Consider the following 17,404-nt stretch of genomic DNA (forward strand, 5'->3'; position numbering starts at 1 on the left):
GGCGCTGGTGGACGAGGACATGCCGGTGGTGGTGATCGCCCCCAACGACAGCCTGCTGGAGAAGGTGAAGTCGAACATGCAGGAAGTGCGCGCCCGTGGTGGCGAGCTGTTCGTGTTCGCCGACCAGGACAGCAACTTCAACGAATCCGAGGGCGTGCACGTGATCCGCACGCCGCGCCATGCCGGCGTGCTCAGCCCGATCGTGCACACCATCCCGGTGCAGCTGCTGGCGTACCACACCGCACTGGCACGCGGCACCGACGTGGACAAGCCGCGCAACCTGGCCAAGAGCGTGACGGTGGAGTGAGATGAGATGGAAACCAGAGCCGCGCGGGCTCTGGTTTCCGCTCAATTTCGGCGGATGCGGATGCAGATGCAGATGCAGATGCGGATGCCGGGCCGCTGGCCGGGCAACAGGGACATCAGCTGCGCCCGTAGGTATCCTCGAACCGCACGATGTCATCCTCGCCCAGGTAGCTGCCGGACTGCACTTCGATCAGTTCCAGCGGCAGCTTGCCCGGGTTGCGCAGGCGGTGGGTCACGCCCAGCGGAATGTAGGTGCTCTGGTTCTCGCTGAGCAGGATCACTTCATCGCCACGGGTCACCTCGGCGGTGCCGCTGACCACGATCCAGTGCTCGGCGCGATGGTGGTGCATCTGCAGGCTCAGCGTGCCGCCGGGCTTGACCGTGATCCGCTTGACCTGGAAGCGCTCGCCGTTGTCGATCGAATCGTAGGCGCCCCACGGGCGATAGACCTTGCGGTGCCAGGTGGCCTCGCTGCGGCCTTCGGCCTTGAGCTGTGCCACCACGGTCTTGACCTCCTGCATGCGGTCGGCCTTGCCCACCAGCACCGCATCGTCGGTCTCGACCACGATCACGTCATCGAGGCCGACCATGGCCACCAGGCGCTGGCCGTAGGCATAGGTATTGCGGCAGTCGATGGCGATCACGTCGCCCTGGTGGGCATTGCCATCGCCGTCCTGCTGCGAGACATCGCGCAGCGCAGTCCACGAACCGACATCGTTCCAGCCCGCATCCAGTGGAATCACCACCGCATCGGCGGTCTTCTCCATCACCGCGTAGTCGATCGAATCGGACGGAACGGCAGTGAAGGCGTCCTTGTCCAGGCGGGTGAAGTCGGCATCTCGGCGCGCCTGCTGCCAAGCCTGGCGGCTGCCAGCCAGCATCGCGGGCTGGAAGCGTTCAAGTTCCTGCAGGTAGCGCGAGGCCTTGAACAGGAACATGCCACTGTTCCAGTAATACTGGCCGCTGCTGACGTAGCCGGTGGCGGTATCCAGGTCCGGCTTCTCGACGAAGCGCTCGACCGCACGCAGGCCCTGGCCATCGGCGGCCTTGATGTAGCCGTAGCCGGTTTCCGGGCCGGTCGGCACGATGCCGAAGGTCACCAGCTTGCCGGCCTCGGCAGCGCCGGCCGCCGCCTGCACGGCGCTGCGGAACGCGGCCTCGTCGGTGATCACGTGATCGGACGGCAGCACCAGCAGCAGGGCGTCGGCACCGTCGCGGGTGGCCTCCAGCGCGGCCACCGCGATCGCCGGGGCCGTGTTGCGGCCGACCGGCTCCAGGATGATCGCGGCCGGCTCGGCGCCAACCTGCTGCAGCTGCTCGGCGGCGACGAAGCGATGCTCTTCGTTGGCGATCACCAGCGGTCCGCGCGCGGCGATCGGCGCCACGCGCTTCCAGGTCGCCTGCAGCATCGTCAGTTCACCCGCCAGCGGCAGGAACTGCTTCGGGTACGCCTCGCGCGACAGCGGCCACAGGCGGGTACCGGATCCACCGGACAGGATGACGGGCTGGATGCTGCTCATGCGTTCCTCGGTTACTGCTGGATGAGGCGGGAGATGTCGTCGGTGCGCGCCTGCATCAGCGCGGCATCACCACGGGCTTCAACATTCAGGCGCAGCAGTGGCTCGGTGTTGGAGCTGCGCAGGTTGAAGCGCCAGTCGCCGAAGTCGGCACTGATGCCGTCGGTGTGGTCCAGCGTGGGCGACTGCGCCGCGAAGTGCTCCATCACGCGTGCGACGGCCGCCTTGGCATCGCTGACCTTGAAATTGATTTCGCCGCTGCACGGGTAGGCCGCCATGCGGTCTTCGACCCAGTCGGCCAGCGAGCGCCCGCTTTCAGAGACCAGCTGGGCGATCAGCAGCCACGGGATCATGCCCGAGTCGGCATAGGCGAACTCGCGGAAATAGTGGTGGGCGCTCATCTCGCCGCCGTACACCGCGTCTTCGGCGCGCATCTTTTCCTTGATGAAGGCGTGGCCGCTCTTGCACTGCACCGGTACGCCGCCGGCCTGTTCGACCATGTCCACGGTGTTCCAGACCAGGCGCGGGTCGTGCACGACCTTGCCGCCGGGGTTGCGCGCCAGGATTGCCTTGGCCAGCAGGCCGACCAGGTAGTAGCCCTCGATGAAGCGGCCGGTGTGGTCGAAGAAGAAGCAACGGTCGAAGTCACCGTCCCAGGCAATGCCGAAATCGGCACCGTGATCGCGCACGGCGTCGGCGGTGGCGGCGCGGTTCTCCGGCAGCAGCGGGTTGGGAATGCCGTTGGGGAAACGGCCGTCCGGCTCGTGGCAGATGCGGATGAACTCGAACGGCAGGTGTGGTGCCAGCAGATCGACGATGGCACCGGCACCGCCGTTGCCGGCGTTGACCACCAGCTTCAGCGGTCGCAGCTTGCCGGCGTCGACATAGCTCATCAGGTGCTGGATGTACGCGCTCTTGTCGTGCTGGGCGCTCTGCGCGGCACGCGGCGGTTGCGCCGCGGACGTATCGGCGGCAACCGCATCGGAAATCGCGAACAGGCCAGTATCGGAGCTGATCGGCCGTGCGTTCTCCTTGACCAGCTTCATGCCGTTGTAGTCCATCGGGTTGTGGCTGGCGGTGACCATCACGCCGCCGGCCGCGCCCAGGTGGTCGGTCTGGAAATAGACTTCTTCCGTGCCACACAGGCCGATGTCGATCACCTCGCGCCCGGTACCGCGCAGGCCTGCGGCCAGTGCATCCTGCAGCGCGGGGCTGGTCAGGCGCACGTCGTGGCCCAGTACCACCGGGCCCGGTGCAAGCTGCGCCGCCAGCGCCACGCCGATGCGGCGGGCCAGATCTTCGTTCAGTTCTTCCGGCACGCGGCCGCGGATGTCATAGGCCTTGAAGGCGGGCAGGGGCATCGATCGGGATCCTGGGTGAGGTCAGCGCCGTAGTTTACGGCCATGGATGTGTGGGAAGCGTTTTCCGCAAACGGCACCCCGGGAGCAGTCATCGGAACGACAGGTACTTGTGGCCGAAGTAGCTGGACACCACTGGCACCGCCACGCCCACCACGTGGGCGATCTCCAGGCGCAGCACGTCCACGCCCAGCCATGGCAGCAGGTGGTAGGCCAGCACGGTGGAAACCAGCCAGGTCTGGGCCACCGCGAACAGGTTGACCAGCACGAAGTAGAACGCCGAGTGGTGCAGGGGCCGGGTGCTGCCGGAAAACACCAACCAGCGGGTCAGCACGAAGGCGGTGACCATGCCGGTGAGGTAGGCGGCGATGATCGCCGGGGTGAACGGCATCCAGTGGCTGTACAGCATCCGCGACAGGATGTTGGCCAGCGCAGCGATGCCGCCGGCCAGCAGGAACAGCAGGAACGGGCGGGACAGGGTCACGCCACCGCCTCGCGGGCCATGGCACGCCCGAAGCCGATGCTCTCGGAGATGCCGCGGTCTTCGGGGTAGTAGTGCGAGGTATCGGCCACCCACAGTCCTTCCACCGGCAGCCGGCGCGGCGGCAGCCGGTCCAAGAAGCCCGGCTCGCAGATCGGCTGCGCGTGGCGGTAGCGGCTGACCCGCACGTCGATGAAGTCATCCGCGCCCAACTGCGGATTGATCATGCACAGGTATCGACGGACCTTGCCGGCGAACACGTCGTCGCTGTCGCCATAACGCTCGTGCTCGCCGGGCATGTAGAACGGCACGTAGACGATATGGGCATCCATCGGGCGCAGGTTGGTGTACTCGACGATGCCGGGGATGTCCATGTCCGGGTCGTTGGTATTGACCCAGAAGTTGGCCGAGACCGGCCTGCGCAGCTTGGCGATCACGCAGACCACCGCAATGTTGTTCAAGGCGCGGAACTTCGCCAGGATGGACGCCGGCAGGTCCGGCGCCAGGCGTGGCACGAACGGCAGCGGTACCGTGGAAATGACCTTGTCGAAGGTCAGATGCTCGCCGCCGACCTGGACACCGCGTACGCGGCCGTCCTCGATCACGATGCGTTGCACCGGGCTGGACAGCCGCACCTCGCCACCATGGCGCTGGATGTCCGCATGCAGGGCATCGAGCAGGGTGGATGAACCGCCTTCCAGATACCCGAGCTTTTCGCGCATCAGGCTGTAACGGGAGCGCCCGATGCGCCGGATCCGGCTCCAGATCCAGGCCGCGGACAGGTTGCCGGCATAGTCGTAGAACTTGTAGTCGAACAACCGGCGCCACAGCGTTTCGTAGGCTTCGGCGCCAACCCAGCGGCGGATCCAGGAGGAGGCTTCAACGTGGTCCAGCGGGCGCCAGTCGTTGCGACGCGTGCACAGGAAAGCATGCAGGCCGTAACGGATCTTCGCCATCATCCCCAGGCCCCTGAAGCGCAGCAGGGCAATCGGATTGCCCCATGGCTGCAGGCGCTTGCCGAACCAGTAGCCCATGCGGGTCTCGGTCCAGCGTATGCGTTCGCCCAGCCCCAGCTCGTCGAGCATGGTCAGGAAATCGTGATCGGAGGTGCAATGGAAATGGTAGTAGCGTTCGATCGGCATGCCGCCGAAGTCGAAGCTCGCGGTCATTCCGCCAACGCGGTCATCGGCTTCGAATACCACGGGCTGATGGCCGTCGCGGGCCAGCTGGTAGGCCACGGCAAGGCCCATCGGGCCGGCGCCGAGAACGGCGATGCGCTCGCTCATGATCAGAACTCCAGGGCGATGTCGCCGTACTCGGGGTCGTTGAAGGTGGCGTCGATGGCCTGCGCGAAGGGCGTCGGCCGTACGTTGAAGATCGAAGGCCAGTCGATGACTTCGAACTCATCATGGGCCACCAGTGCCTGCAGCTGCGCCGCGGTGAACGGTGGGTCGCGGTCGAACAGCGCCCAGGTCCTCAGCAGCAGGTGGAACAGGCGGTAGGGAATGTGCAGCAGCAGGGTGCGGGCACGCGTGCTGCGCTTGATCTGGCGGATGATGTCGATGTAATCGACCTTCTCCAAGCCGGTGATGTTGTAGCGCTGGCCAGCAATGCGCGAGCGCAGGCAGCTGGCGATGATGGTGGCGAAATCGCCGGCATACAGTGGCTGGCGCATGTAGCGACCATCGCCGGGAATCGGGAATACCGGAACCCTGCGCATGAAGCGCGACAGCCATCCCAGGTGCTTGCGATCGAACCAGCCGAACATCAGGGTCGGGCGCAGGATGACCGATGGAATGCCGCGCGCGGCGACGCGTTGCTCCTGCTCACGCTTGGTGCGGGTGTAGTCGTCATCGGCCACCGAACAGACCACCGAGGAGCTGACGTGCACCGTGTAGGGCACGGCGTGGCGCTCGATGGCATCCAGGATGAGGTCGGTGGCAGTGATGTTGTTGCGCACGAATGGCAGAGGATCGGTGCCGCCGATCTGCGCCTGCAGCATCACCACGGCGTCGGCACCAGCGAAATGGCGCTCCCAGGTGCCCGGCTCTGCCAGGTCGGCGTGTTCGGTCACCACGTCCGGATGCATGCGTGCCAGCACCGCGAGATTGGCAGCGTGCTTGTCGATCACCACCAGCCGGCGGTAGCCCTGACGCCTGAGGATGGCGACCAGGTTCTGGCCGACCAGGCCGGCACCACCGGGAATGATGATCTTCTGCTCCAGCTCGGAGTCCATTGCAGCGCTCACAGCGAGATCCTGTTGAAGAGGGCCTGCGGCAGCAGGCGGATCACCGTCATGATCAACCGCCAGAAGCCCGGGGCATACAGCACCGGGGTGCCGCGCCCGATGCCGGCGACGATGCGGCGCGCGACCTGGTCCGGCGTTGCCCACAATGGGCCCTTGCGCAGGTGGGCCGTCATCGGCGTGTCGACGAAGCCCGGACGGATGTCGACCACCGCCACGCGCTGCTTGGCCAGGCGTTGGCGCAGGCCACTCAGGTAGGTACTGACCGCAGCCTTGGCGGCGCCGTAGACGTAGTTGCTCTGGCGGCCGCGGTCGCCGGCCACCGAAGTGATCACCGCCAGCGTGCCGCTGCCGGCGTCGGCCAGCCGATTGGCCACAGGCCCCAGCAAGGCCAGGGTCGAGCTGCCGTTGGTGGCGAACTCGGCCATGCAGGTTTCCACCGAGGCCTCACACGCTGCCTGATCGGGCAGCGTGCCATGTGCAACCAGCACCACGTCCACCCGCCCCAGCGCCTGCCAGGCCTGCGCCAGCAGCTCGGCGTGGGCGGCCAGATCGTTGATGTCCATCGAAGAAGTGTGCGTGGCGCGTGCACCGCGCACGCGCAGGTCGTCGGCGATGGCGGCGAGCCGTTCGGAACGGCGAGCAACCAGGAACAGCGCCGCGCCGCGTGCGGCATAGCGCCGTCCGACGGCTTCGGCGATCGCCGACGTGGCGCCGATGATGAGGACGTTCTGCATGCTTACTCCGTCACCCGGCGCCAGAAGCCGGACGAGAAACGAGGATCGATGAATCGGCTGAAGTCCTGCCAGCGCGGGTACGCCTGCTGGAATGAGGCGGCGGTCATCCGCGCATCCTTGGCCGGGTACTGGGCACCGTCGGCGGCATCGACGATCTGGTCCAGGCGCCGCAGCAGGGCCCAGAGCGCCTCGCCGGTGTTGGGGAAGTCCAGGGCCAGGGTGGTACCCGGGCGCGGGAAGGACAACATGCCAAGGGACGGCTGCGTGCCGAACTGCTTGAGCACCGCCAGGAACGACCCCTGGCCACTGCGGGCGATTTCCTGCAGCAGGGCGGGAATTCCATCCGCGGCCGCGTGCGGTGGCAGCACGCACTGGTACTGCACGAAGCCAGCCGGACCGTACATCCGGTTCCACTGGCTGATGCCATCAAGCGGATAGAAAAAGGGCAACAGGTGTGAGACGTGGCGCCGGCGTTGCGCGGGCTGGCGCCAGTAATAGAGCGTATTGAACGGGCGCAGGGTGAGCCGGTTGACCAGTGATATCGGTGGCGTCAGCGGCATCGACCACTGCCGCCGGGGCGTGGCCGGACGTTCGTCGGCCGGCTGCACGGCATGGCTGGCACGGGTGAAATGCCCACGGCCGAGGGCGCGGCCATGCGCCAGGCAGTCGATCCAGGCCACACTGTACTCGTGGCTCTCGCTGCTGTCCTGTGACAGTGCGAAGAAGTCGGCCAGGCTGGAGAAACGGATGTTCTCCACCTCAAGGCTGCTGCCCGGCACGCGGCGCAGCTGCAGCTCGGCATGGGTGACCAGTCCGGTCAGGCCAAGCCCACCGACGGTGGCTTCGAACCAACCGTCGCCATCGCCAGGCCTGCACACGCGGCGCTCGCCGTTGCTGCGCAGCAGCTCGAAGGACAGCACGTGGCGGCCGAAGCTGCCGGCCAGATGATGATTCTTGCCATGCACATCATTACCGATCGCGCCGCCCACGGTGACGTGACGCGTGCCTGGGGTAACCGGCAGGAACCAGCCCTGCGGCAGAACGAGCGCGATGATCTCGCCCAAGGTGACGCCAGCTTCGCAATGCAACCGTCCGCTGGCCGGGTCAAAGGCGATGAAGCGGTCCAGACCGCGACAGTCGAGCAGGGTGGCCCCCGGATTCTGGCAACTGTCGCCATAGCTGCGTCCATTGCCATGCGGCAGCGCGCTGCCTGCGAAGGCCGGCAGCGCGGCGAGCCGATCATGCACCCTGACCAGCGACTGTGGCGCGCGCGGATACCGCCCCCAGGAGTACGCGCCGTCCCGCATCAGATCGCCACCAGGGCAAACCCGGCGCACAGCACGGCCACCACCTGGCTGGCCCGGTCCGTGGCAGCGAACACGATCGGGTCATCGTGCATGTTGCCGCGATGCGCGATCACCCAGGCGCGGCTGACCCAGTACAGCAGGATCGGGCAGATGAACCACAGCAGCTTCGGGTTGCGGTACAGCTCCACGCTGTCGGGGCTGTTGATGTACAGCGCCATCACCAGCACGGCGCAGTAGCCGGCGGCCGCGCCCAGCGACTGCAGCAGCGGCAGGTCTTCCACGCCGTAGCCACGGCCGTTGGCGCGGGTCTTGCCACGTGCCAGCACCGCGTGGAGTTCGGTATAGCGCTTGAGCAGAGCCAGCGAGAGGAAAATGAACATGCTGAAGGCCAGCAGCCAGAACGACAGTTCTGCCCCGATGGCCACCGTGCCGCCGATGATGCGCAGGGTGTAGAGGCTGGCCAGCAGTACCACGTCGAGCATGACGATGCGCTTCAGGCGCAACGAGTAGGCAACGGTCAGCGCGTAGTAACCCGCCAGCACGGCCGCGAATGCAGGGCTGCAGGCCAGTGCCACGGCCAGCCCGCACAGTGTCAGCAGCGGGCCTGCAACCAGGCCGTGGAGCAGCGGCAGGCGACCGGCGGCAAAGGGGCGATGGCGCTTGCGCGGATGGCGGCGATCCGCATCGAGGTCGAGCAGGTCATTGAGCAGGTAGACGCCGGAGGCGCACAGGCTGAAGGCCGCGAAGGCGAGCAGGGCATCGGCCACCGCCGGTGCTTCCAGGAAGCGGTGGGCGGTCAACACGGGCACGAACACCAACAGGTTCTTCAGCCACTGGTGTGGCCGCAGCGCCTTCAACCATGCCTGCAGCCTGGATGGGGCGGGCCAGTGCCCCAGCAGCTGGGTGCGTTGCACTGCGGCACCGGCCAGGGCGCTGCGGTTGTTGACCACCCAGGCGCCTGCAGCGCGGGCCCAGACCGCCAGATCGACCGTGCCATTGCCGGCGTAGTCGAAACCACGCTCGCCGAAGGCATCCACCAGGGCCTGTGCCTTGTGCGTGCCGGACAGGTTGTGCTGGCCATCGCTGGCGATCACCTGCTCGAACAGGCCCAGGTGTGCGGCGATCGGCGCGACCAGCAGCTGGTCCGAGGCGGTACACAGCACCCGCGGGCGCTGCGCCGTGTCGCGCAGCAGTTCCAGAACTTTCGGGTTGTAAGGCAGGCGGCGTGGATCGATGGTGACGCGTGCAGCGATCTGCCGCTTCAGTGCGGCCTTGCCCTGCAGCAGCCAGAACGGCAGCAGGAACAGGTACAGCGGATTGCGCGCCAACAGCACCAGCAGCGATTCATACAGGAGGTCCGTGTCCAGCAGCGTGCCATCCAGGTCCACGCACAGGGCGCGGTCGTGGGCTGCAGGAGAGGGGGCAGGAGGCGCTGGGGGCATCGTTCGCGGGCTGACGCGGCGGGATCGTCCATTGTATCCGCGTTGGGGCATGGGCCAGAAAGCGGCATCCCGGCCCCGGGCCGCTGCATCCGTGCGGTTTGCTGCGCCGCAAACCCGTCGGATGCAGGCCTGCGGCTAGAATGCGCTTATCCATTCGCAGGGTACTACAGCAATGCAGCAATCGACTTCCGGCGGAAAGCGCGGCAAGCGCTACGCCAGCGCGGCGGAGGCCCTGCAGGGGGTGGTCGCCGATGGCCAGACCCTGGCCGTGGGTGGCTTTGGCCTGTGTGGCATTCCCGAGGCGCTGATCGCTGCGCTGCGCGACAGCGGCGTCAAGGGCCTGACCGTGATCTCCAACAATGCCGGCGTCGATGGCTTCGGCCTGGGCCAGCTGCTGGAAACGCGGCAGATCAAGAAGATGATTTCGTCCTACGTGGGCGAGAACAAGGAGTTCGAACGGCAGTTCCTGGCCGGTGAGCTGGAGCTGGAGTTCAACCCGCAGGGCACCCTGGCCGAGCGCCTGCGTGCCGGTGGCGCAGGTATTCCGGCGTTCTTCACTGCCACCGGCTACGGCACGGTGGTGGCCGAGGGCAAGGAGACCCGCGAGTTCGACGGCAAGCACTACGTGATGGAAACCGCGCTGCGCGCCGACGTGGCACTGGTCAAGGCCTGGAAGGCCGACGAGGCTGGCAACCTGGTGTTCCGCAAGACCGCGCGCAACTTCAACCCGGCCTGCGCGATGGCCGGCAAGGTGTGCATCGTGGAGGTGGAGGAGGTGGTGCCGGTCGGTGCGATTGATCCGGACCAGGTGCACCTGCCGGGCATCTACGTGCATCGCATCGTGCACAACGCGCATCCAGAGAAGCGAATCGAACAGCGCACCATCCGCGCGGAGGGCAACTGACATGGCGTGGACCCGAGATGAAATGGCCGCACGCGCGGCGCGCGAGCTGACCGATGGTGCCTACGTGAACCTGGGCATCGGCCTGCCGACGCTGGTCGCCAACCATATTCCCGACGGCGTGGATGTATGGCTGCAGTCGGAGAACGGCCTGCTCGGCATTGGCCCGTTCCCGACCGACGCCGAGGTCGACGCCGACCTGATCAACGCCGGCAAGCAGACCGTCACCGCACGTGCGGGCGCCAGCTACTTCGGCAGCCACGACAGCTTCGCGATGATCCGCGGTGGTCACGTCAACCTGGCCATCCTCGGCGCCATGCAGGTCACCGACAAGGGCGACCTGGCCAACTGGATGGTGCCCGGCAAGATGGTCAAGGGCATGGGCGGCGCGATGGACCTGGTGGCCGGCGTGCAGCGCGTGGTGGTGCTGATGGAGCACACCGCCAAGAACGGCGAGCACAAGATCCTGGCCGAATGCACGCTGCCGCTGACCGGCGTGGGCGTGGTCGACCGCATCATCACCGACCTGGCGGTGTTCGACGTGACTGACAAGGGCCTGCTGCTGGTGGAGGCCGCGCCGGGTGTCAGTGATGACGAGCTGAAGGAAAAGACCGGCGTCGCATTCCAGCGCGGCTGATCGATACGGGCAAGGGGGGCGCGTTGTGCCCCCCTCAACGTCAGCCGCGTCGGGCGTAGGCGTACTCGTCGCTGCTGGCATCGGCCTCGCCGAGGCAGGCTGCGGCTGTCGCGACGCGCAGTCCAGCGTGTTCGCAGCAGGCACCCAGTACACGTTCAATGGCGTGGGCCAGCGTTCCATCGATCTGGCCCTGCTCGATGTCGAAAGCGCTGCGATACAGATGCGCGTCCAACAATGGACGCAGGGCCTGCAGCCGCCACCAGCCCATGCTGCCGGCGCCAAACCGGCTGGTGTCCACGGGTACTTCCAACCCAAGCCGTGCCTGCAGTCGAGCCAATGCGAGACCATTGCCGCCCACGAAATCAGCGACGGGCAGCAGATGCCCTTCGGCCACCACCATGCCCAGCCCAGGGTCGGCCTCGAAGGCGGCAAGGATGCGTGCGGCACGCCCGCCCTGTACCAGCCGTTGCAGTAGTTCCTGCCGCCATTGGTCGCCATCTGCGCGATGGGTTGAGCGTTTCGTATGCAGCTTAAGCACCACTTCGTGCCCGGCCTGCAGCAGCCGTTCGGCGACCTCCAGGAACGGCAGGATGTCGCGACCGTGGTTGTCCACGGCCACCACCTCGCCCTCAAGCCCATGTGTCGCCAGGGCCTGCCGAACCTGATCGATCTGCGCAGCCGGGGTGGTCACTACGATTGCCCAGTCCAGTGTTGCCTCGCGCAGAGCTCGCAGCACTTCCGGCAGCGTCTCCAGATACCAGGCGTGGAGATGCACTGCCGGTGCGGGACGCGGCGCCGGCGCCGGCAACAACGCATCACGGGTGGCCTGCAGCCAAGCATGGCCGAGGCGGGCATCCGGTTCCAGCACGGCACCTTCAGCCCACTCGTTCCAAGCGTTTATGAACACCAGTCGCTGCGCCTGCGGTGCTGCGGAGAGGCGTTCATGGATCGTGGTGCGCAACCAGTCACGGTAACCACGTGGTGAGGCGTGCAGGTACACGCGGCCGCGACCGGAACGTCGGGCCTCGTTGTCCCAACCGGGGTTGACCCCGGGATAGAGCGGATAATCGGGCAGGGCACGGGCGGCGATTTCGCCGGCCAATTCGCGCCAATCGCGGACATCGCCATTGAAATCGGGATTGAGCAGCCACTGCTGTGCCGACAGCGAAGAGGGATTGCTCATGTTCGGCGGAAACTCGACCGCAGCGTCAAAGCCGATGTCGCGTGGATCGGGGCGCTCGAAGCCCTGGACGTAGGCCAGATGGATTTCGCCCACGCCGTTGTCGCGGCACCAGCGGCGCCAGCGCTCGGCAGTCGCACGGGCGTCGGGCAGCAGGTTCGGGCGATAGACCAGCAGCATCGGCCGCCCCTCGACCTTCAATGCACGGCGGTCGCGCAGGTAGGGCGCGACATGTGCGATGAAGGCCAGATCGTCCTCAGCGCTGTGCTGCTGGCCGATCAGGATATCGTCGTCGCGGCCGTCCCAGCGTCGCGCCCAGTTTTCATTGGCCCAGCACAGGCAGAACGGCAGGTCGATGCTGTCATCGGCCAGCCATTGCCGCAGCGGGTCCTCCATCAACGTGCGGCCGCTGAACCAGTAGTAATAGAAGCAGAACGCGCCGATGCCGTACTCGGCGGCAAGCTGCGCCTGGTCGCGCATCACCTGCGGGTTGCGCAGGTCATAGAAACCCAGATCGGCCGGAAGCCGCGGTTGGATGTGGCCTTCGAACTGCGGTAGCGCACGGGTGACGTTGCGCCATTCGGTGAAGCCCTTGCCCCACCAGGCGTCATTTTCGGGGAAGGTGTGGAATTGCGGCAGGTAGAACGCGACCAGCGTGGCGGGCATCGGGTCCGGCAGCGTGCCCTTCTGGTGCGGGCGGTGGCCGATCGCGGCCTCGTCCGCGCGCCAGCGGAGCTGCGCGCTGGCCCGCGGCCTACCCGCGTCCTGCTGTCCCTTTGGCGGCGGTGGCACCCAGTCGCCGTGCCGGGCCAGCCAGCGGGTACGCAGGCGGTCGCGCTGCGCCTGCGACAGCGGCAAGACCCGGAATACCGCGCGCAGCAACGGGAACAACGACTGGCGCAGGCTCATCGGGCGTAGCCCCAACCAGTCAGGCAATCGCAGGGTATCGGCATATGGGCAACGGTCATGGGCTCATTTTCAGTGTTGGCGGCCACGACGGCAAACGCCGGCGAATGCCGGCGTGCTAGCGTGTGGCCATGCTGTTCCCCCACGACCTGCCCGACGCCGACGTCCAGCACCTGCCGGGCTGGCTGGCCGCAGCCGACGCCGATCGGCTCATGGGGGCGCTGCTGGCCGACGTGCCGTGGGAGGTCCACCGCATCCGGATGTTCGGCAACTGGGTGGATTCGCCGCGGCTGAGCTGCTGGATCGGCGATCCGCAGGCCCGCTACCGCTATTCCGGTGCCGAGTTCGTGCCGCACCCCTGGCCGCCCGTGTTGCAGGCCGTGCGCGAGCGCCTGCAGGCCGAAGGCCACGGCCGCTTCAACAGCGTGCTGCTGAACCGCTACCGCAGCGGGGGTGACTCCATGGGTTGGCACAGCGATGACGAGCCGGAGCTGGGACCGGCCCCGGTGATCGCGTCGCTGAGCCTGGGCGCCGCGCGCCGTTTCCTGCTGCGCCGACGCGACGATACGGCGCGCAAGGCCGAATTCGTGCTGGGCCACGGTGACCTGCTGCTGATGGCCGGGCAGACCCAGCGCTTCTACCAGCACGCGCTGCCGAAGATGGCGCGGGTGCAGGGCGAGCGGATCAACCTGACCTTCCGCTGGATTACGCCGCGGTGACGAAGAAGGGGTCAGATCCCTTTCCCGTCGGGGAAGGGCTCTGACCCCTGCGACGCGTCAGCGCTTGGCTGCCGTGGCGTCGGCCTGCCCGCTCACCAGCGTCCAGCCCACCACATCCTGTGCCAGCTGCTGCAGGCCGCGCTCGAACGCCGCGGTCACCGCCGGTACGTCGGTACTGCCGACCGGCTGCGCCTGGCGGAAAGTGCGGTCGGCCACCACGCGCTGGTCGGCGACGTGGATCAGCTTGGCGTTGACTTCGATCACCACGGTCGGCGTAGCCTGGCCCTGGTAATCCGATTCGAAGCGGCGCACGTCGGTGGACAGCTTGTAGTCGGCACGGATGCCGGCGGTGCTGCGCGCCACGCCGCGGATGCGGCCGGAGTCTTCAAAGCCACGCAGCAGCGTGTCCTCGATCATGTCGGTGGCCGGCTGCGCCCAGCTGGCGCCCTTGTAGATCTCCAGCTGCGAGGGCGTCGGCCGCACGTTGATGCGCGGGCTGTCGACCAGGCGCGCGGCGCTGGGCTTGGCCAGCACCAGCTGCCAGCTGGCCTGCGGCCACGACGGGTCCGCCTTGACCTGCACGGACGGCGAGTACAGCGTCACTGCGGTTTTCTCGCTGCTGCCGAGGATGGAGCAGCCGCCCAGCAGGCCGACCATCGAAGCGGCCAGCAGCAGGCGCGGAAGGGGGGGCGTGCTCATTGGGGTTCGAACTCCTTCGGTGCGTCGCGGCCCAGCAGGTAGCGCGCGGGGTTGTTCTCGAGACGGTCGCTGACCCGGCGCAGATCGCGGATCAGGCCGCGCAGTTCGGTCAGCGTTGGGCCCAGCTGGCCGAGGCCATCGTTGGCGAAGCTGTTGATCGCGGCGCGGTTCTCGCCAAGGATCGAATCGGCGTTGCCGGCGGCCGAGTCGAGCTTGGCCAGGGTCGCGTCGAGCTTGTCGATGATGCCGGGCAGCTGCTGCACCAGGTTCTTGTCCAGGCGCTCGATGGTGCCGTTGGTGGTCTTCAGCGTGGTGTCCAGGCTGCGGGCGGCATCGCGCGCGCTGAGCAGCAGCGCCTGCGTGCCCTGGTCGCGGTCGGCCAGGCCGCCGCTGATCGTCTCCAGGTTGGCCAGCGTCGCGTTGATCGAGGCCACGTTGCGGTCGCTGAGGATCTGGTCCATGCGCTCGACGATGCGGTTGGCCACATCGGTGATGTTCTGCAGCGCCGAGGGCGTGGTCGGGATGATCGGTGCCGGATCCTTGTTGACCGTGGTCAGCGCCGGCGACTGCGGCGTGCCGCCGCTGAGCTGGATGATCGACGGGCCGGTCAGGCTGGTGATCGCCAGCTTGGCGCGGGTATCGGTCTTGACCGGCGTGTTGGAGTTCAGGCGGATGCGCGCGACCACCTGGCGCGGGTCGTCGGGCACCAGGTTCAGTTCGGTGATCGAGCCCACCGCGATGCCGTTGTATTGCACCGGGCTGCCCACCGACAGGCCGGTCACCGCCTCGCGGAAGACCACGCGGTACTCCTGCCAGGTGCGGTCGGAGGAGTATTTGGCCGCCCACAGTCCGAAGGCCAGCAGGGCCAGGCCGGTGATCAGGGTGAACGCGCCGATCAGCACGTAGTTGGCTTTGGTTTCCATGGCTCAGGCACTCTCGATCTGTTCGCCCCGCGCGGCGCGCGCGCGGGGTCCGTGGAAGTATTCCTGGATCCACGGATGATCCAGTTTCTCGATGTCCGGCAGCGGCGCATTGGCCACCACCCTGCGGTCGGCCAGCACGGCGACGCGATCGCAGATGGCGTACAGCGTGTCCAGGTCGTGGGTGATCAGGAACACGGTCAGCCCCAGCGCTTCCTGCAGGGTCTTGATCAGGCGGTCGAAGGCGGCCGCGCCGATCGGGTCGAGGCCGGCGGTGGGTTCGTCCAGGAACAGCAGCGGCGGATCCAGCGCCAGCGCCCGCGCCAGGCCGGCGCGCTTGCGCATGCCGCCGGACAGCTGCGAGGGCAGCTTGTTGATCGCATCGGCGGGCAGGCCGGCCAGCTTCACCTTCAGCAGCGCCAGTTCGTAGTGCCAGCGCTCGGGCAGTTCGCGGTGGTGTTCCTTCAGCGGCACCTGCACGTTCTCGCCCACGGTCAGCGAGGAGAACAGGGCGCCGTCCTGGAACAGCACGCCGGTGTTGCGTTCGATGTGCAGGCGGCTCTCGGCGTCGTCGGCACGCGCGTCGCGGCCCAGCACTTCGATCTGGCCCTCGTCGGGCGTGCGCAGGCCCAGGATCGAGCGCATCAGCACCGACTTGCCGGTACCGGAGCCACCGACCACGCCCAGGATCTCGCCGCGGCGCACGTCCAGGTCCAGGTCTTCGTGCACGGTCTGGCTGCCGAAGCGGTTGACCAGGCCGCGCACGCGGATGGCCAGCTCGTGGCCGTCGCCATCGCGCATGTCGAGCGTTTCAGGGGAAGAGGAGGTGCTCATGTCACCAGTCCATGTGCATGAACCACAACGCCGCGAAGGCGTCGATGATGATCACCAGCGAGATCGTCTGCACCACGCTGGAGGTGGTGCGCTCGCCGACCGACTGCGCGGTACCTTCGACCTTCAGGCCCTCCAGGCAGCCGATCAGGCCGATCACCAGCGCGAACACCGGCGCCTTCGACAACCCCACCAGCAGGTGCCGCACTTCCATCGTCTCGTGCATGCGCGCGATGTACATCTGCGGCGGGATGTCGAGGTCGAACGCACCGACGGTGATGCCGCCGGCCAGGCCCGCGATCATCGCGATGAAGGTCAGCAAGGGCAGGGTGACCAGCAGCGCCAGCAGTCGCGGCAGCACCAGCAGGTCGACCGGGTCCAGGCCCAGCGTGCGCATCGCATCGATCTCCTCGCGTGCCTTCATCGCGCCGATCTGCGCGGTGAACGCACTGGCGGTACGGCCGGCCAGCACGATCGCGGTCAGCAGTACGGCGAACTCACGCAGGAAGGCGATGTTGACCAGCTCGACCACGTAGATCTCGGCGCCGAAGTCGCGCAGGATGGTCGAGCCGAGGAACGCGATCACCGCGCCCACCAGGTAGGACAGCAACGCCACCAGCGGCACCGCATCCAGCCCCACCTGTTCCATCTGATGCACGGTGGCGGTCAGCCGGAAACGGCGCGGTTCCTTGACCAGCCGGGCCGCCTTGACCAGGTTCTCGCCGAGGAAACTGCACAGGGCCTTGATGTTGTGGCCAGTGGCGTGGACGCTGACACCCAGCCGCTCCAGTGCCGCCAGCACGCCGAAATCGCGCTTGGCCCTGGGCCGGTCATCGGCCACTTCCTCGATGGTGCATACCAGCGCCTGGTGGTCCGGGCGGAACTGCAGCGCGTCTTCGTGGAGATCGGCGCGATGGGCCACGCGCAGCACCTGCAGCACGCCGGCCGAATCCAGCTGCTCGATGCCGGTGGCATCGATGCCGGTCAGCTTGTCGGGAACGCCGTGCAGGACCTCGGCCGCGGCCAGCGCGGTCTTCAAGGTCCAGGTGCCGGACAGGTGGATCAGGCCCGGGTCATGGGCATCCTGTTCGAGCTGGGGGGCGAGGTTCGGGGTGACGTGGGCCATTCGGGTCGCAGCATAACCGTTCTGTCTTGGGCATCGCGTCGAACTCGGATGAATTTCTCCGGTAAGCCCCTGCCTAGGTAATACTACGGCGC

17 protein-coding genes are annotated in these 17,404 nt (G+C 67.2%); 4 read left to right on the forward strand and 13 right to left on the reverse strand.

The window, feature by feature from the left end; all coding sequences use genetic code 11:
- The coding region (locus AC5P9I_RS05990; RefSeq protein ID WP_429624606.1) for an SIS domain-containing protein at nucleotides 1-307 on the forward strand (307 nt) is incomplete at its 5' end.
- A 115-nt stretch (nucleotides 308-422) separates the two neighbouring features.
- On the opposite strand, the gene AC5P9I_RS05995 is transcribed toward AC5P9I_RS05990, so the two are convergent.
- The 8 genes from AC5P9I_RS05995 to AC5P9I_RS06030 form a co-directional block, all read right to left on the reverse strand.
- The gene (locus AC5P9I_RS05995) at nucleotides 423-1,826 is read right to left on the reverse strand and encodes a mannose-1-phosphate guanylyltransferase/mannose-6-phosphate isomerase (protein ID WP_049465337.1); all 1,404 of its coding nucleotides are present in this window, start codon (nucleotides 1,824-1,826) and stop codon (nucleotides 423-425) included.
- Nucleotides 1,827-1,837: 11 nt separating this feature from the next.
- Nucleotides 1,838-3,184: a phosphohexomutase domain-containing protein gene (locus AC5P9I_RS06000; protein WP_049465335.1), complete on the reverse strand. Its 1,347-nt coding sequence runs from the start codon at nucleotides 3,182-3,184 to the stop codon at nucleotides 1,838-1,840.
- A gap of 88 nt (nucleotides 3,185-3,272) precedes the next feature.
- Nucleotides 3,273-3,665, reverse strand: coding sequence for a GtrA family protein (locus AC5P9I_RS06005; protein ID WP_049465333.1), 393 nt, complete (start codon nucleotides 3,663-3,665; stop codon nucleotides 3,273-3,275).
- On the reverse strand, nucleotides 3,662-4,948 hold the full coding sequence (locus AC5P9I_RS06010) for an NAD(P)/FAD-dependent oxidoreductase (protein WP_049465331.1): 1,287 nt from the start codon (nucleotides 4,946-4,948) through the stop codon (nucleotides 3,662-3,664). Before AC5P9I_RS06010 ends, AC5P9I_RS06005 begins: the two co-directional genes overlap by 4 nt.
- A gap of 2 nt (nucleotides 4,949-4,950) precedes the next feature.
- Complete coding sequence (locus tag AC5P9I_RS06015; protein ID WP_176422015.1) at nucleotides 4,951-5,898, reverse strand: NAD-dependent epimerase/dehydratase family protein; 948 nt, start codon at nucleotides 5,896-5,898, stop codon at nucleotides 4,951-4,953.
- Between the two features lie 8 nt (nucleotides 5,899-5,906).
- Nucleotides 5,907-6,644, reverse strand: a complete 738-nt coding sequence (locus AC5P9I_RS06020) for an SDR family oxidoreductase (RefSeq protein WP_049465329.1) — start codon at nucleotides 6,642-6,644, stop codon at nucleotides 5,907-5,909.
- A 2-nt stretch (nucleotides 6,645-6,646) separates the two neighbouring features.
- A complete protein-coding gene (locus AC5P9I_RS06025) occupies nucleotides 6,647-7,951 on the reverse strand; it encodes an FAD-binding oxidoreductase (protein WP_049465327.1) in 1,305 nt (434 codons plus the stop codon).
- Nucleotides 7,951-9,339, reverse strand: coding sequence for a UbiA family prenyltransferase (locus AC5P9I_RS06030; protein ID WP_049465324.1), 1,389 nt, complete (start codon nucleotides 9,337-9,339; stop codon nucleotides 7,951-7,953). The genes AC5P9I_RS06025 and AC5P9I_RS06030 overlap by 1 nt, the downstream gene beginning before the upstream one ends.
- Nucleotides 9,340-9,565: 226 nt before the next feature.
- On the opposite strand from AC5P9I_RS06030, the gene AC5P9I_RS06035 reads away from it, so the two are divergent.
- Together AC5P9I_RS06035 and AC5P9I_RS06040 are read left to right on the forward strand one after the other, a co-directional pair.
- Nucleotides 9,566-10,297, forward strand: coding sequence for a CoA transferase subunit A (locus AC5P9I_RS06035; RefSeq protein ID WP_130768511.1), 732 nt, complete (start codon nucleotides 9,566-9,568; stop codon nucleotides 10,295-10,297).
- A gap of 1 nt (nucleotide 10,298) precedes the next feature.
- A complete protein-coding gene (locus tag AC5P9I_RS06040; protein ID WP_049465320.1) occupies nucleotides 10,299-10,931 on the forward strand; it encodes a CoA transferase subunit B in 633 nt (210 codons plus the stop codon).
- Nucleotides 10,932-10,971: 40 nt separating this feature from the next.
- Here the strand turns inward: AC5P9I_RS06040 and AC5P9I_RS06045 are convergent, their stop codons facing one another.
- On the reverse strand, nucleotides 10,972-13,020 hold the full coding sequence (locus AC5P9I_RS06045) for a glycoside hydrolase family 99-like domain-containing protein (RefSeq protein WP_049465318.1): 2,049 nt from the start codon (nucleotides 13,018-13,020) through the stop codon (nucleotides 10,972-10,974).
- 128 nt (nucleotides 13,021-13,148) lie between these two features.
- Here AC5P9I_RS06045 and AC5P9I_RS06050 point away from each other — a divergent pair, with 128 nt between their 5' ends.
- Nucleotides 13,149-13,736, forward strand: coding sequence for an alpha-ketoglutarate-dependent dioxygenase AlkB family protein (locus AC5P9I_RS06050; RefSeq protein WP_049465316.1), 588 nt, complete (start codon nucleotides 13,149-13,151; stop codon nucleotides 13,734-13,736).
- 57 nt (nucleotides 13,737-13,793) lie between these two features.
- On the opposite strand, the gene AC5P9I_RS06055 is transcribed toward AC5P9I_RS06050, so the two are convergent.
- The 4 genes from AC5P9I_RS06055 to AC5P9I_RS06070 are packed head-to-tail and all read right to left on the reverse strand — an operon-like array spanning nucleotide 13,794 to nucleotide 17,312.
- A complete protein-coding gene (locus AC5P9I_RS06055) occupies nucleotides 13,794-14,435 on the reverse strand; it encodes an ABC-type transport auxiliary lipoprotein family protein (protein WP_049465314.1) in 642 nt (213 codons plus the stop codon).
- Nucleotides 14,432-15,358, reverse strand: a complete 927-nt coding sequence (locus AC5P9I_RS06060; protein WP_049465312.1) for an MlaD family protein — start codon at nucleotides 15,356-15,358, stop codon at nucleotides 14,432-14,434. Before AC5P9I_RS06060 ends, AC5P9I_RS06055 begins: the two co-directional genes overlap by 4 nt.
- 3 nt (nucleotides 15,359-15,361) lie before the next feature.
- Nucleotides 15,362-16,189, reverse strand: coding sequence for an ABC transporter ATP-binding protein (locus tag AC5P9I_RS06065; protein ID WP_049465310.1), 828 nt, complete (start codon nucleotides 16,187-16,189; stop codon nucleotides 15,362-15,364).
- 1 nt (nucleotide 16,190) lies between these two features.
- Entirely contained in the window at nucleotides 16,191-17,312 is a 1,122-nt protein-coding gene (locus AC5P9I_RS06070; RefSeq protein WP_049465308.1) for an MlaE family ABC transporter permease, read from the reverse strand.
- Nucleotides 17,313-17,404: the final 92 nt, after the last annotated feature.

The organism is Stenotrophomonas sp. YJH_SMC_29, assembly GCF_059371235.1.